Source organism: Halorubrum sp. DM2 (genome assembly GCF_901686465.1).
Taxonomy (GTDB): Archaea; Halobacteriota; Halobacteria; order Halobacteriales; family Haloferacaceae; genus Halorubrum.
The window spans coordinates 1,405,157-1,419,211 of record NZ_LR594487.1 but is presented as its reverse complement, the minus strand read 5'-3'; the positions used below and the strand labels follow the sequence as shown (position 1 = coordinate 1,419,211).

Genomic DNA, 14,055 nt, shown 5'->3' with positions numbered 1-14,055 from the left:
AAACGCCGCGGTCGACCGCTCGTTACCGACGCCTACGAGCGCCCGTTTAACACTCCGACCAGCCGCACGACTCGCAGGTCTTGCAGCCCTCGGAGTAGTAGAGGTTCATCCCGCCGCAGTCCGGGCACTCGGGCGATTCGCCGGCCGCGATGAGTTCTTGCATCGCGTCGTCTGCGCCCGCCGCGTCGTCCGTGTCGGCGGCCTCGGGCGCGTCGAGCGCGCCGTTGCCGGCGGCCGCGTCGGCGGCCGCGCCGCCGTCGGTCTGGCCGGGCCGGCCGGCCGACTCGCTCGTCGCGCTCTCCTCGACGTCGTCGAGACTCTGCTGCTGGGGGATCCCCTTGTCGACGTCGTCGTCGAGGTAGCGGCGCAGGGCCGTGCCGATCGCGTCCGGGATCGACTGGATCTGCTCGCCTTTGTCCCACGCGACCTTCGGGCTCCGGGTGCCCTGTAGCTCGTCGACGATCTCCTCGGGGTCGACGCCAGAGCGGAGCGCCGTCGAGATGACCTTCGCGAGCGCCTCCGTGAAGGAGTTGGTGTAGCCGCCGGAGTGGCCGATGTTCGCGAACAGCTCGAACGGCAGCCCCTTGTCGTCCTCGTTGATGGTGACGTACAGCTTGCCGTAGCCGGTCTCGACCCGCTGGGTGACGCCGTTCAGGGAGTCGGGACGCGGACTGCGCTCGCTGTAGTCGATCCGGGGCTGGTCGCTGGCTTCGAGCAGCTCCGAGACCTCCGCGTCGATCGCGGTCCGGACGTCCTCGTTGTCGAGGAACGCCTCGACCCCGCCGAAGACCTCGTTGATCTGCTCGACGAGGGTCTCCGCGGCCTCGCTCTCGTCGGCGAACTCCGTGTTCTGCGCGCGCGTCGTGAGTACCTGCTTCGAGCGGGTGCCGTCGCGGTAGTAGGTGACGCCCTTCCCGCCGTTCTCGTAGATGTACTCGAAGACCTCCTTGGCGTCGCCGAGCGTGGAGTCGTTCGGCGCGTTGACGGTCTTCGAGATGGCGGAGTCGACGCCCTTCTGACAGGCGACCTGAACGCCGGCGTGGTCCTTCGCCGAGAGATCGCCGGTGACGACGAACAGCTCGCCGATCGCGTCCGGAACGGTCTCTAACCCGTCGACGCCGTCGAACTCGTTTTCGGCCATCTGGGCCTGCGCCTCCTCCTTTACGGCCTCGACGTCGATGTCGTTGGCCTCCAGCGTGCGGAGGAAGTAGTCGTCGAACTCGACGAGCATCTCGTCGCCCTGTACGTCGTCGGAGACGTTCTTGTAGTAGGCGACGTTGTAGATCGGCTCACACCCGCCCGTCGTGTTGCCGATCATCGACGTCGTCCCGGTGGGGGCGATCGTCGTCGTGTTGTGGTTGCGGATCGGGAAGCCGTCCGCCCACTCGTCGGCGTCGAGCCCGGTGTAGTGTTCGAACCAGTCGCGGTACTCGGTCGGGTTCGCGTACTTCGAGTCGGCCCAGTCGTTGAACGTCCCGCGCTCCTCGGCGAGCTCGTGGGAGGCCAGCTTCGACTCGTGGTTGATGTGGGTCATCAGCTGGCGGGCGATCTCGTTGCCCTCCTCGGAGCCGTAGCGGACGCCGAGCTGGATGTACAGCTGTGCGAGCCCCATGATACCCATCCCGATCTTCCGCATGTCGCGGACCTTCTCCTCGATCTCGTCGACCGGGAAGTCGGACATCGTGACGACGTTCTCGAGGAAGCGAGTGCCGTACGCGATCCGCTCGTCGAACTCCTCGAAGTCGATCGCCTCGTCGAGGAACGCGTCGATCGCGTCGGCCCGGGTGTCGTACTCGTCTGCGTGCTCGTCGGACCAGACGCGCCAGTCCGGCGCGTCGAGGTCCGCGAGCGTCGAGAGGTTGATGTGGCCGAGGTTACAGGCCTCGTACTCTTCGAGCGGCTGCTCGCCGCAGGGGTTCGTCGCGAGGATCCGGTGGTCCGGGTTCTCCTCGACGTCGAAGGAGTGCTCTTTGTTGATCCGTTCGAGGTAGACCACGCCCGGCTCGCCGTTCTCGTGGGCCCCCTCGATCATGTCGTCCCAGATCTCGGCGGCCGGGACGGAGAGCTCCTCGCCGACCTCGACGTGCTCGCCGAGCCCGAACATGTCGTACAGCTCCTTCGTCTCCGGCGTCGCGACGTGGGCCTCACCGGTGCGGGGGTTGGTGAAGGTGAACTCCTCGTCGTTGCGGAGCGCGTCCATGAAGTCGTCGGTGACGCCGACGCTGATGTTGAAGTTCGAGAGGTGTCCCTCCACGGCGTTACGGAGGTGTTCGGGGACCTTCCCGTCCTCGTCGATGAGGTCGCGGGCCTCCTCTAAGGCGTCCGCGAAGGAGTTGTGCGTGAAGTCGTCGGGGTCGTTGAGCCGCAGCGAGTGGGCCAGAGAGACGTCCTTGTTCTTCGCGTGGATGAACTGGATGACGTCCGGGTGCGAGATGCGCATGACGCCCATCTGCGCGCCGCGGCGCGCGCCGCCCTGCGCGATCGTCTCGCACATCTGGTCGAACGTCCGCATGAACGTGATCGGCCCGGAGGCGATACCGCCCGTGGAGCCGACCGCGTCGCCGTAGGGGCGGAGCTGCCAGAAGGCGTACCCCATGCCGCCGCCGGACTGGAACACCTCGGCCGCCTCCTTGGCGGTCTGGTGGATGTCGGTGATGTCGTCGTCGGGGGAGTCGACGAAGCAGGCGGAGAGCTGCTGGAGCTCGTCGCCCGCGTTCATCAGCGTCGGCGAGTTCGGCATGAAGGAGAGCGACTCCATCCCGTCGCGGAACGTCTCGGCTGTCTCCTCGACGTGGTCGCGCACGTCGTCGGGCAGCTCGGGCACGACGGTGTCGAACGCGAACTTGTTGACGTTGTGTTCCGTCAGCGTCGCCTCCGCGTCGTCGTCGGCCGTGACGCCCGCGCCGAAGACCTCCTCGGCGAGCTCGTCGCGCCGGGGGTGGTCGGGCTTCAGCTGGTCGGGCGTAACGGTGACGTCGACCCCTTGCCGCTCGGCTTCGAAGACCGCCTCGGCGAGCGCGACGTTGCGCGCGACGCGGTCGAACAGCTCCTCGGGGTTCTCGATCGGCTCCCCGTTCGCGTCCTTCCGGAGGTAGCGCGCGGGCAGGATGTTGTGGTAGGCGTTGCCCGTGAGGCGCTCCTCCATCGTGTCGCCCGTGGTGCGTTTGATCGGCAGTTCGAGGTCGTTCGCGGTGACACCGTCGCTGCTCATTCGACGGCCACCCCGCTGGCTTGGCGTGGGATCTGAATCATTCGTAGTGTTGGTGTACTGGCGAGGCGGGCCCTTGTACGTTCGGATGTTCGGGCCCGACCGGCGTCTACATGTCCGATTCCGTATACAACGTCCGTGCCGCCCGTCTGACGCTGAATCCGGTACGTCACCAAGGAACGGCTTCCGGACACATAAGCGTAGCCAGACCGGAGTGAAACTGATAGGTACTCGCGAAAACTACCCGAACAGAGCGGCTTCCCACCGGAACAAAAGGGGGGTCGACCCCCGGCGGATTCTGCGATGTCGACGGCCATCCGCTCCGCCGAGACCGCCGTATCGACGCGCGTACGTCCGAATTTTCCGCAGTTCTTGCCGCAGACTTATCAAATTTCGATAACTGTCGTCGCGGTCCGGTCCCACAAGCTTATGCCCGGCCTCGCCATGGTCCCGGACATGACCGCTTCATCGCTCGCGCTCGCCGGCCTCGCCGCGCCGGCGCAGGCCGCGCTCCTCGGTAGTCAGGTCGGGCAACTGCTCGTCGCCCTGGTCGCCGTCGCGCTCGTCATCATCGTCGGAAAGTTCGTCCTGAAGCTCGCGTGGCGGCTCATCACGATAGGTATCGTCGTCGTCGCGGCCTTCTACCTGCTGTCGACGCTCGGACTGATCTGAAAAAACGCGGTCGGAAAGCGGGGAGTCGAGCGCGGGTCCGGCCGGCCTACTGGAACGCGGCCGGTTCGGCCTCGTCGCGCTCCACCTCGGACCGTCTGAACTGCTTTTCTATCTCCTCGTACCGCTCGCGCGTCTCGGGGGTGACGCTGGGGTTCACCTCGCTCAGCGCGTCCTCGAAGTGTGCCATCGTCACGCGGACGTTGCCGACGGACTCGCCGACCTCCTCGCGCGTGACGCTGCCGATGAACTCCCGGGAGGCGTTCATCGAGGCCTCGCGGGCGACCGCCTCGATGTCGGCACCCACGTAGCCGTCGGTCTTCCGGGCGAGCGCGTCGAGGTCGACGTCGTCCGCCAGCGGCTTGTTGCGCGTGTGGACCTCGAATATCCGGCGGCGCGCCGTCTCGTCGGGAACGGGCACGTGGACGTGCCGGTCCAGACGACCGGGGCGCAACAGCGCGGAGTCGATGAGGTCCGGCCGGTTCGTCGTCGCGATGACGACGACGTCCTCCAGCGATTCGAGCCCGTCGAGCTCCGTCAGCAGCTGGGAGACGACGCGCTCGCCGACGCCGGAGTCGCCGGAGTTCTTGCCGCGCTCGGTGGCGATCGAGTCGATCTCGTCGAAGAACACGATGGTCGGCGCGTTCTCGCGGGCCTTGCTGAACACCTCGCGGACGCCCTTCTCGGACTCGCCCACGTACTTGTTCAGCAGCTCTGGCCCCTTGATCGAGATGAAGTTCGACTCGCTCTCGTTGGCGACGGCCTTCGCGAGCAGGGTCTTCCCCGTGCCCGGCGGGCCGTACATCAGGACGCCCTTGGCGGCCTGCATGTCGAGCTCCTCGAACACCTCGGGGTACTCCAGCGGCCACTGGATCGTCTCGCGGAGCCGCTCTTTGGTGTCTTCGAGCCCGCCGACGTCGTCCCAGGTGGTGTCGGGGACCTCGACGAACACCTCGCGGAGCGCGGAGGGTTCGATCCCCTTGATCGCCTCCTTGAAGTCCGCCTCGGTCACCTGAATGCTGTTCAGCACGTCGGCGTCGATCTCGTCGCTTTCGAGGTCGATCTCGGGGCGGATGCGCCGCAGCGCGTGCATCGCGGACTCCTTCGCGAGCGACTCGAGGTCGGCCCCGACGAAGCCGTGCGTGTTCTCGGCGTACTCGTCCAAGTCGATCCCGTCGGTCAGCGGCATGTTCCGCGTGTGGACCTGGAGGATCTCCTTGCGGCCGTCGCGGTCGGGGACGCCGACCTCGATCTCGCGGTCGAAGCGGCCGCCCCGTCGGAGCGCCTGATCGATGGCGTCGACGCGGTTCGTCGCCCCGATGACGACGACCTCGCCGCGCTCTTCGAGCCCGTCCATCAGCGAGAGGAGCTGGGCCACGACGCGCCGTTCCACGTCGCCGCCGGCCTCCTCGCGTTTCGGCGCGATGGAGTCCAGCTCGTCCATGAAGATGATCGAGGGCGACTCCTCGGCCGCCTCCTCGAACACCTCGCGGAGCTGCTCTTCGCTCTCGCCGTAGTACTTCGACATGATCTCCGGGCCGGAGATCGTGTGGAAGTTCGCGTCGATCTCGTTGGCGACGGCCTTCGCGATCAGCGTCTTCCCCGTGCCCGGCGGCCCGTGGAGCAGGACGCCCTTCGGCGGGTCGATGCCGAGGCGCTTGAACAGCTCCGGGTGCCGCATCGGCAGCTCGATCATCTCGCGGACCTGTTCGAGCTCGTCGTCGAGCCCGCCGATGTCCTCGTAGGTGACGTCCGGCCCCTCGCCGGTCCCGCCCGCGGCCTCGCCGCGGTCGGCGATCTCCTCGGCGGAGATCTCGGAGATGCTGATCTCCGTCTCGTCGGTGATGACCACCGTGCCGCCGGGGCTGGTCTCGGCGATCTTCATCGGGACCGCCTGCGACTGGCCGCCCATCAGCCCGAAGCCGAGCGACGTGCGGATCGTCTGCCCCTCGGTCACCGGCTGCCCGGAGAGCTTGTCGCGGATGAACGGGGCGATCTGCCCCCGCACCCGCAGCTGGCTGGGGAAGGCGATCGTGACCGCGTCCGCCCGCGAGACGTCGACGTCCTCGACGGTCACGCGGTCGTCGATCCCCACGTCGGCCTCCTGCCGGAGGCGGCCGTCGATGCGGATCACGCCCGTGCCGTCGTCCTCGGGGTAGCCGGGCCAGACGCGCGCGATCGCGGCGCCCTCGCCCCCCTCGACGCGGACGATGTCCCCGCCGGAGAGCCCCAGCTCGTCGGCCGCGACGCGGTCGATCGCCGCGAGGCGGCGACCGGCGTCCTTCTGTTTCAGCGGCTTGACGGTGAGTTTCATCGCTCGCCCTCCACGGTGAGGACGCCGTTGTTCACGACCGCGGACGCGGCCGTTCCGGGCAGATCGAACTCCGACTCGACCGGCCCGTCCGGTCCCTCGACGACGACGATCGCCGCCTTGCCGACCGTGTCGATCGCGACGGTCTCGTCGTCGACGCCCAAGTCGGCGGCGACGATCCACCCGTCGTCGTACTCGTACCGGCGCAACAGCGCGCCGTCGCCGGTCGATTGGGTCTGTATGTGATTCATCCTAACTACGAGTTAGTCGCACAGGTATTTAAAGTTGTCGCAGAAAATCGCATGACGTGAGAATTTTTCGGCGTATCGGTAGTGTAGCGGTTCGGGGCCGATCGCCGCCCACTTCGGCCCCGCTTCCGCCTCCCGTCTCCGACCCCGAGTCGGTCCCCTCCAGCGTTTATACCGCTCGGCGTCGAATCGGTCCGACATGGAACGGGTCACCCACGACGGCCGCGAGACGGCCTACCGCCGCTTCGACCGCGGCGGCGACGGGCCGACGGTCTGTTTCGTCCACGGCAGCGGCGGCACGAAGGACGTCTGGAAGTCGCAGGCGCGGCTCGCCGACCGGTTCCCGGGCGTCGCCGTCGACCTCTCGGGACACGGGGACAGCGAGGACGTCGCGACGCCCGCCGGTCCCGAGACGCTCGACGCGTACGCCGACGATGTCGCCGCGGTCGCCGAGGCGACGGACGCGACCGTGATCTGCGGCAACTCCCTCGGCGGCGCGGTCGCACTGTGGATCGCCTCGGAGCGCGACCTCGCGCTCGACGGACTCGTCCTCGCGGGCACGGGCGCGAAGCTCGCGGTGGCCGAGCCCCTCCGGGACGCGCTCGCGACCGACTTCGACCGGGCGGTCTCGCTGCTTCACGAACCGAATCGGCTGTTCCACGACGCCCCCGCCGAGTATGTCGAGCTCTCGGAGGCGTCAATGCGGGCGTGCGGGCGCGCGGTGACCGAACGGGACTTCCTCACCTGCCACGACTTCGACGTCCGCGACCGCCTCGACGAGATCGGCGTCCCGACCCTCGCGCTCGTCGGCGCGCACGACGAACTCACTCCGCCGGCGTACCACGAGTACCTTGCCGACCGGATCCCGGACGGGGAGTGGACCGAACTCACCGACGCCGCCCACCTCGCGATGCTCGAACGGCCGGCCGCGTTCAACGAGGCGCTCTCCGAGTTCCTCGCTCGGCTGTAGGTACTGACCCTTTTAGGTCGCCCTCGCGTCGTGGGGAACATGGTGGACAGCGACGAACGGGACGCAGACACGGGGCGGGCGGACGGTTCGGGCGAGCGCGTCGACCCCGCACGCGGCCCCGACGAGCCGGACATCGACGACCTCCTCGCGAAGCTCGACGCGCTCAGCGACACGGTCGACGAGGGCCACGAGCGCGAGAAGGTCCGACAGACCATCTCGCTCGTCGAGCGCATGCCCGGGCGCGCGGCGTTCGCCGAGCGGATCACCAAGTACACCTCCCGGGACCTGGCCGAGTCGTTCGTCGGGGCGGTGCTGTTCGCGCTCCCGCTGCTCGTCGAGGGCGGCGTCTTCGAGATCGCGGCGTGGTTCGCGGCGATCACCGTCGCCGGAGTTCCAGTCCTCCTCTTCGCGCACGTCGGGTTCGTCTTCGCCGCGGTCGCCGGCCTCCTCTACTTCGCCGACTTCCGGCAGATCGTGATCAGACACCCGATCCTCGGGATCATCCCCCGGCGGTACGCGGGCGTCCTCCTCGTGTCGCTGACCACGTCGACGGTGATGCTGCTGTTCTGGGGTCGCCTCCACGAGGGCGACCCGACGGCGGTCGAACGGCTCGGCCGGATCGCCGTCGTCTGGGCCGCGGCCGCGTTCGGTGCGGGACTCGGTGACATACTCCCGGGCGAGTCGCAGGGCGATGACATCGGCCCCCTCGATCTGGACCCGTTCGACGGCGACGGTCCGAAGCGCGGCGACTGAACGCCCCGCGACCGCGGGTGGACGGGCCGGCCTCCCCGCACGTCGATCCGCCTTTTCCACAGCTTTTTCGCCGCGGCGACCCTACCAGTGTCCATGTCAGCGCTACGCGACGCGCTCCGGGACCTCCCGGACGCGGTGTTTGCGGACTTACTCGAATCCGACGAGGGGTACATCCTCGTCATCGACCTCCCGGGCGCGACCGCCGAGACCACCGAGGTCCTCGTCGAGGACGGGCGCATCGAGATCGAAGGCCGCCGCGAGAAGGCGGTCCCCGAGGGGTTCGAGTACGTCCGCGAGGACCGCCCGCTGTTCCTCGACGCGGAGCTCCCGCTCCCCAACGACGCAGACGGGGCGGGCGCGGACGCCGAGACCGACCGCGGCGTCCTCGAGATTACGCTCCCCAAGCGCGACCGCGACGTCTCCCGGACCATCCCCGTCGACGACGCGGACGACGAGGGCGACGCCTGACGGGTGGTCACGCTGGTCAACCTTCGCGCCTACTGGCGGTTCGTCGTCGTCCTGCGGCAGTTCTCGCCGCTCATCGTCGCCTACTGGCGTGACAGCCGGCGCTACTTCCTGTTCGGCGGGAGCCGCGAGGTCGACGCCGAGACCCAGCGCGAGCGCGCCGCGGTGCTTCTCGACATCCTGCTCACGCTCGGTCCGACGTTCATCAAGCTCGGGCAGATCCTCTCGACGCGGCCCGACATCCTCCCGCCCGCGTACATCGAGGTGTTGGAGGGGCTCCAAGACGACGTGCCGCCCGCGTCCTGGGAGGAGTCGAAGGTCGTCCTCGAAGACGAGTTCGGCCCGGTCGACGAGACGTTCGACGACTTCGACCGCGACCCGATAAGCGGCGCGAGCCTCGGGCAGGTGTACACGGCGACCTACGAGGGCGACTCCGTCGCGGTGAAGGTCCGCCGTCCCGGGATCGAGTCGCTCGTCGAGGCCGACCTCCGGACGATCCGCTGGTCGATCCCGCTGGTCAAGCGGTTCACGGGCGCGGGCCGGGCGTTCTCCTTGGAGAACCTCGCGGACGAGTTCGACAAGACGATCCACGAGGAGATGGACTACGCCCGCGAGCGGACGATGCTCGAAGAGATCCGCGGCAACTTCGCCGACGAGGACCGAATCCGGATCCCGCGCACGTACGAGGCGGTCTCCGGCCCGCGAGTGCTCACGATGGAGTACGTCCCGGGCACGAAGATAAGCGAGGTCGACGCGCTCGACGAGGCGGGCCACGACCGCACCGCCATCGCGGAGACGCTTCAGGAGGTGTACCTCCAGATGATCATCGAGGACGGCGTGTTCCACGCCGACCCCCACCCGGGGAACCTCGCGGTCGCGGACGACGGCTCCGTCATCTTCTACGACTTCGGGATGGCGGGCCGGGTCGACCCGTTCATCCAGGAGAAGATAGTCGAGTTCTACGTCGCGGTCGCCAGACAGGACATCGACGCCATCCTCGACACGCTGGTCTCGATGGGCACGCTCTCGCCGGAGGCCGACCGGGAGGTGATGGGCAACGTGATGGAACTGGCCATCGCCGACGCCAGCGGCGAGGACATCGAGCAGTATCAGGTGAACCAGATCATCGAGCAGGTGGAGTCGACTATCTACGAGTTCCCGCTGCGGCTCCCGCCGAACCTCGCCTTGGTCCTCCGGGTCGCCACCGTCGTCGAGGGGGTCTGTGTCACGCTCGACCCCGAGTTCGACTTCATCTCGACGGCGACCGACTACCTCCGCGAGGAGGGGTACTACGAGCAGACCGCCCGCGACCTCGCCGAGGACGCCGGCAGACAGGTGCAAAAGACCACCGAGGCACTGTTCACGGTCCCGCCGAAGGCCGACGAGTTCCTCGACCGCGCCAACCGCGACGACCTGACCGTCAACGTCGTGCTGGAGGACGACACGAAGGTATTAGAGAAGCTGGCGATGCGGATCGCCTACTCGGTGCTGCTCGCGGTTGGCGTCCTCTCGGCGACGATCCTCTACTCGTTCACCCAGCAGTGGCGGATCGCCTTGGGTATCCTCGCGCTGTCCGCGCCGCTCGCGATCGCCTTGTACCGGTCGTTCCGCAAGAAGCGCGGGCTCCGCGCCACGCCGCAGTTCACCAGACAGGGGATGAAAAACCGGCGCGAGGACTGATTCAGTCCCGCGCTTCCGGCCCCTCGATCGGCCGACAGACCCACACGTCCTCCGCGTCCTCGACCGCGTAGCCGCGATTTCTCAACCACTCACGTAGTTCGGCAGAATCGTCGGTCGCAGAATCGGCTGCCTCGGCCTCGTCGTCCGCCGAGTCCGCGTCGTGAACCTCCACCACGAGCAGCGGCCGGTGGGTCGCGATCGCCTCCGCGGCCCCCCGGAGGACAGCGGCCTCGTGGCCCTCCACGTCGACCTTGATCGCGTCCGGCGGCGGGACGGCGACGCCCTCTGTCGGACCGGAGTCGCCGACACCCTCGACAAGGCCGTCGAGCCGCCGGACCGGGACCGACTCCGTGCCCGCGACGCGCGCGCCCCACCTCGTCGCGAGGTCGCGGTCGAACGCCGAGCACTTCGAGAACGTCGACCGGTAGAAGGTCAGCGTCGCGTTCGCGTCCCCGAGCCCCGCCCGCCTGAGGTCGAGCCGGTCGCCGAGCCCGTTCCGCTCCGCGTTCCGCGCCAGCCGGTCAGCGCTCTCCCCGTTGGGTTCGAACGCGACCACCCGCCGCTCGGTGTTTCGCGCCAGCGGGATCGCGTGTTCGCCGACGTGCGCGCCGGCGTCGACGATCACCGCGTCGTCCGGCAGGCGGTCGAGCGCGGCGAGCCCCGGGTCGTCGCCGTGGGGGTTCGTCGGCTCGTAGCTCCAGTAGGTCCCGGCGACCGTCCGCTTCGGGGTCGCGACGCCGAGCGCGTACGTCAGGTCGGCGACCCGGTACAGCGTTCGGAAGCCGAGCCGTTCGACTCGCGCACGCGCTCGCGAGGAGAATCCGGTCATCGTCGCGCCTCGGTGGGTGAGTTCCGGGTCATCGCGGCCTCACGCTCCGATGACTTGGATCGGCACCAAGAGGAAACAGAGCGCGCCGACGGCGAACGTGGCGACGCCGACCGCGAGCCGCGGCAGCCCCAGCCCGCCCTCGTCGGTCGGATCTGCCGGCCCGTTGAAGGCGATCACCGCCGCGAACACCCCCCAGAACGCCCACAGGCCGACGGACTCGTTCAGGCCGAGCCCCCGCCAGAAGTGGAGGTACGCGGCGATTCCGAACAGGACGCCGGGGACGAGCGCCGCGACCGTCTCCTGCCGGGGGCCGACCATCGCCCGAACCATGTGGCCGCCGTCGAGCTGGCCGACCGGCAGGAGGTTCAGGAGGGTGAAGAACATCCCCACCCAGCCGCCGATCACCACCGGGTGGGCGGTGAGCCGCGGGTCGCCGTAGCTCGTCGGCTGGCCGAGCGCGTCGGCGATGAGTCCCAACAGCGGCGGGTTGTTGAACCGGATCATCGCCCCCGACGAGCTCGCGAGCTCCGCCGGCACCCGGATCGGGTCGAGCGAGAGGCCGATCGCGGTCACTATCACCGTCGCGACCAGCCCCGCGATCGGCCCGGCCGCGCCGATGTCGAAGAGGACCTTCCGCGAGGGCATGCGGCCGCGGATGCGGATGACCGCGCCGAGCGTCCCGAACGGGAAGACGAACGGGATGACGTACGGGAGGGAGACGGGGACGCCGTGGTAGCGTCCGGCGGCGTAGTGGCCGAGTTCGTGGGTCATCAGGACGCCGAGGACGGCGGCGGTGAACGGCCACGCCTGAAGCAGCGTCAGCGGGTTCGACTGGATCTCCGCGAGCGGGACGTAGTACCAGCCGTACGCGCCGACGAAAAGCGTCGACAGCACGGTCGCCGCGAACATGGCGACGTTCACCCACGGGATCCCCTCGCGACCGCGGTCGAACGGCGTCGCGACGACGACGTGGCCCCCCTCGACGGCCTCGACGTCGACCTCGTAGCCCGCCTCCCGGAAGTACGGGGTCAGCTTCCGCAACAGCGTCCGCTCCGGGACGTACGACTCGCCATGGTATCGCACGCGACCGTCCTCGCGGCGGACCTCGTCGATCCGGAAGAACGTTCGGAGCGGCTCCGGACGCGGCGCGCCGTCGTCGGGCGTCGCCGCGTCCTCGTGATCTGGCATCGGCACGTCGTAACCGGTCGGCGAGTATAAACCCCGCGTCGGCGGGCACGGAGACCGGGACCGGACGACCGGAGCGGTCGCTCGCGGGTCGGGCGGTCGGAAAAGCGCGGGCGGGGACCGCGCCGCGGACAGAGCGCGGCGGGGATCGAACGGGGCGGGTTCGGCTGCGGCGCGAGACCGGATCAGGCGGGCTCGACGCGCCAGGTCGTCGCGCCCGTGTACGACCACTTCTCGACGGTCAGCTCCGTCGCGGAGTCGCGGAGCTTCACCATCAGCGCGCCGATCTCCTTCGGGGAGAGGTCGACGTCCTCGGAGATGAACTTCCCTTTGAAGTACATCTCGCCGTCCTGTGCGCGGTCGAGCAGGTACTCTTTCAGCCGCTCTTCCTTGCTGCGGTCGTCGTTCGCGCTCGCGTTCGTGGAGGGGTTCGCAGTCGCGCTCATAGTACATCCCACGCTTGCCGCCGGAGGGTGTTATAAAGGTGACACCGTTGGGTGACGTTCAGGGGGTTTCAGGGCGTTTCACCGGACTCGACCGGCTAAAATGTGTCTGACGGACGTTTTAAAAACGTTTCAAATCCGCTTAGACCTTTTACAAATTGATCTGAGTACGTTTCTCCGATTTCCACTCCGCCGTCGAGACGCTCGCCGCTCCTCCGTTCGAGCGGCGTTTTTTGGCAAATATTGCTCTACATCCGCCGCTTCGAGGCGGCCGCGCGTCCCTCGCGCGCTCGGTCCGGCGGCGCGTCCGCACCGTCCGGAGACGCGTCCGCGCCGTATGGATCGACCTCCGGGAGCCGCTCAGTCGCGTCGGTGGACCCAGAACGTCTCCGATTCCGTCGCCTCCTTTTTGAATATCGGGACCTCGTCTTTCAGCCGGTCGATCCCGTCCTCGACGGTTCGGAACGCCTCCCGGCGGTGGCCGGCGAGGACGACGACGAACACGATGTCCTCGCCCGCCTCGATCACTCCCGTGCGGTGGTGCATCCGCACGTCAAAGACGCCGTCGCGGTCCGTGAGCTCGTCCGCGATGGCGTCCATGCGCTCCTCGGCGACCCCCTCGTACTTCTCGAACGCGAGGTGGGTCGTCCGGTCGTCGTCCGGACCGTCACGAGCGCGCACGCGACCGGTGAACGTGGCGATCGCGCCCGACCGGTCCGCGTCCGCCGACGCCTCGACGCGCCCAACGAGCGTCTCGCGGGTGATCCACGGGTCCGCGGTGTCGAGGTCGGCGACGAGGGAGTCGAGGTCGACCGCGCCCGGGGAGGCCGCGGTCGCGAGGACGGTCCCCGGCACGCTATCGGGGTCCGGATCGGGACCGAGCAGGACCGCGGGCACCCGCAGCCGCGACTCGCCGACCGCCAGCAGGTAGTCGTGGTCGGGGGCGAGCCCGTCCAGCAGGTCGTCGAACCCCTCGATCGTCCCCCGCCCGGTCCAGTTCCCGTCCCCGTCGAACGCGATCGCGGTGTCGGCCTCGGGGCGCTGAGCCGGGCCGACGATCCCGCCGTCGGCGGCCGGACCGCTCGGCTCCGGATCCGGTCTGCCTCCCTCGGCAGAGTCGCCGTCGCGCTCCACGACGGCGACCCGCCCGTCGAGTCGCCCCGCGAGCCGTCGCGCCAGCCCGGCGGCCCCGTCGCCGACGATCGATATCGGTCGCATACCCCAGAGCGGGACGCGACCGGCTTAGGCGTTTCCCGGTCGTCCCGAGCCGAGGGCACTCGATGGTTTCCCGACG

General features: G+C 68.7%; 12 protein-coding genes. 5 read left to right on the top strand and 7 right to left on the bottom strand.

The features are described 5' to 3' along the window. Positions 1–46 precede the first annotated feature (46 nt). A complete protein-coding gene (locus QOL69_RS07230) occupies positions 47–3,211 on the bottom strand; it encodes an adenosylcobalamin-dependent ribonucleoside-diphosphate reductase (protein WP_283402652.1) in 3,165 nt (1,054 codons plus the stop codon). Positions 3,212–3,637: 426 nt separating this feature from the next. Here QOL69_RS07230 and QOL69_RS07225 point away from each other — a divergent pair, with 426 nt between their 5' ends. Beyond that, positions 3,638–3,880 (top strand): DUF8029 family protein, encoded by a 243-nt coding sequence (locus QOL69_RS07225; protein ID WP_283402651.1) that lies wholly within the window; start codon positions 3,638–3,640, stop codon positions 3,878–3,880. Positions 3,881–3,926: 46 nt separating this feature from the next. Here QOL69_RS07225 and QOL69_RS07220 read toward each other — a convergent pair whose 3' ends face one another. After that, positions 3,927–6,191, bottom strand: a complete 2,265-nt coding sequence (locus tag QOL69_RS07220) for a CDC48 family AAA ATPase (RefSeq protein WP_283402650.1) — start codon at positions 6,189–6,191, stop codon at positions 3,927–3,929. Further along, positions 6,188–6,439, bottom strand: a complete 252-nt coding sequence (locus tag QOL69_RS07215; RefSeq protein ID WP_283402649.1) for an Hsp20/alpha crystallin family protein — start codon at positions 6,437–6,439, stop codon at positions 6,188–6,190. Before QOL69_RS07215 ends, QOL69_RS07220 begins: the two co-directional genes overlap by 4 nt. Before the next feature lie 196 nt (positions 6,440–6,635). On the opposite strand from QOL69_RS07215, the gene QOL69_RS07210 reads away from it, so the two are divergent. The 4 genes from QOL69_RS07210 to QOL69_RS07195 all read left to right on the top strand — a co-directional run bounded on the left by QOL69_RS07210 (position 6,636) and on the right by QOL69_RS07195 (position 10,304). Then, the gene (locus QOL69_RS07210) at positions 6,636–7,406 is read left to right on the top strand and encodes an alpha/beta fold hydrolase (RefSeq protein ID WP_283402648.1); all 771 of its coding nucleotides are present in this window, start codon (positions 6,636–6,638) and stop codon (positions 7,404–7,406) included. Between the two features lie 39 nt (positions 7,407–7,445). Continuing rightward, positions 7,446–8,159, top strand: coding sequence for a DUF2391 family protein (locus QOL69_RS07205; protein ID WP_048078200.1), 714 nt, complete (start codon positions 7,446–7,448; stop codon positions 8,157–8,159). A gap of 93 nt (positions 8,160–8,252) precedes the next feature. After that, on the top strand, positions 8,253–8,627 hold the full coding sequence (locus QOL69_RS07200) for an Hsp20/alpha crystallin family protein (RefSeq protein ID WP_048078199.1): 375 nt from the start codon (positions 8,253–8,255) through the stop codon (positions 8,625–8,627). Positions 8,628–8,630: 3 nt separating this feature from the next. Beyond that, on the top strand, positions 8,631–10,304 hold the full coding sequence (locus QOL69_RS07195; protein WP_283402647.1) for an ABC1 kinase family protein: 1,674 nt from the start codon (positions 8,631–8,633) through the stop codon (positions 10,302–10,304). A 1-nt stretch (position 10,305) separates the two neighbouring features. On the opposite strand, the gene QOL69_RS07190 is transcribed toward QOL69_RS07195, so the two are convergent. From QOL69_RS07190 to QOL69_RS07175, 4 genes are all read right to left on the bottom strand, one after another. Next, a complete protein-coding gene (locus QOL69_RS07190) occupies positions 10,306–11,133 on the bottom strand; it encodes an FkbM family methyltransferase (protein WP_283402646.1) in 828 nt (275 codons plus the stop codon). Between the two features lie 39 nt (positions 11,134–11,172). Then, on the bottom strand, positions 11,173–12,321 hold the full coding sequence (locus QOL69_RS07185) for a site-2 protease family protein (RefSeq protein ID WP_283402645.1): 1,149 nt from the start codon (positions 12,319–12,321) through the stop codon (positions 11,173–11,175). A 182-nt stretch (positions 12,322–12,503) separates the two neighbouring features. Then, a complete protein-coding gene (locus tag QOL69_RS07180) occupies positions 12,504–12,764 on the bottom strand; it encodes a DUF7123 family protein (RefSeq protein ID WP_121563028.1) in 261 nt (86 codons plus the stop codon). Between the two features lie 357 nt (positions 12,765–13,121). After that, complete coding sequence (locus QOL69_RS07175) at positions 13,122–13,979, bottom strand: molybdopterin synthase (RefSeq protein WP_283402644.1); 858 nt, start codon at positions 13,977–13,979, stop codon at positions 13,122–13,124. Positions 13,980–14,055: the final 76 nt, after the last annotated feature.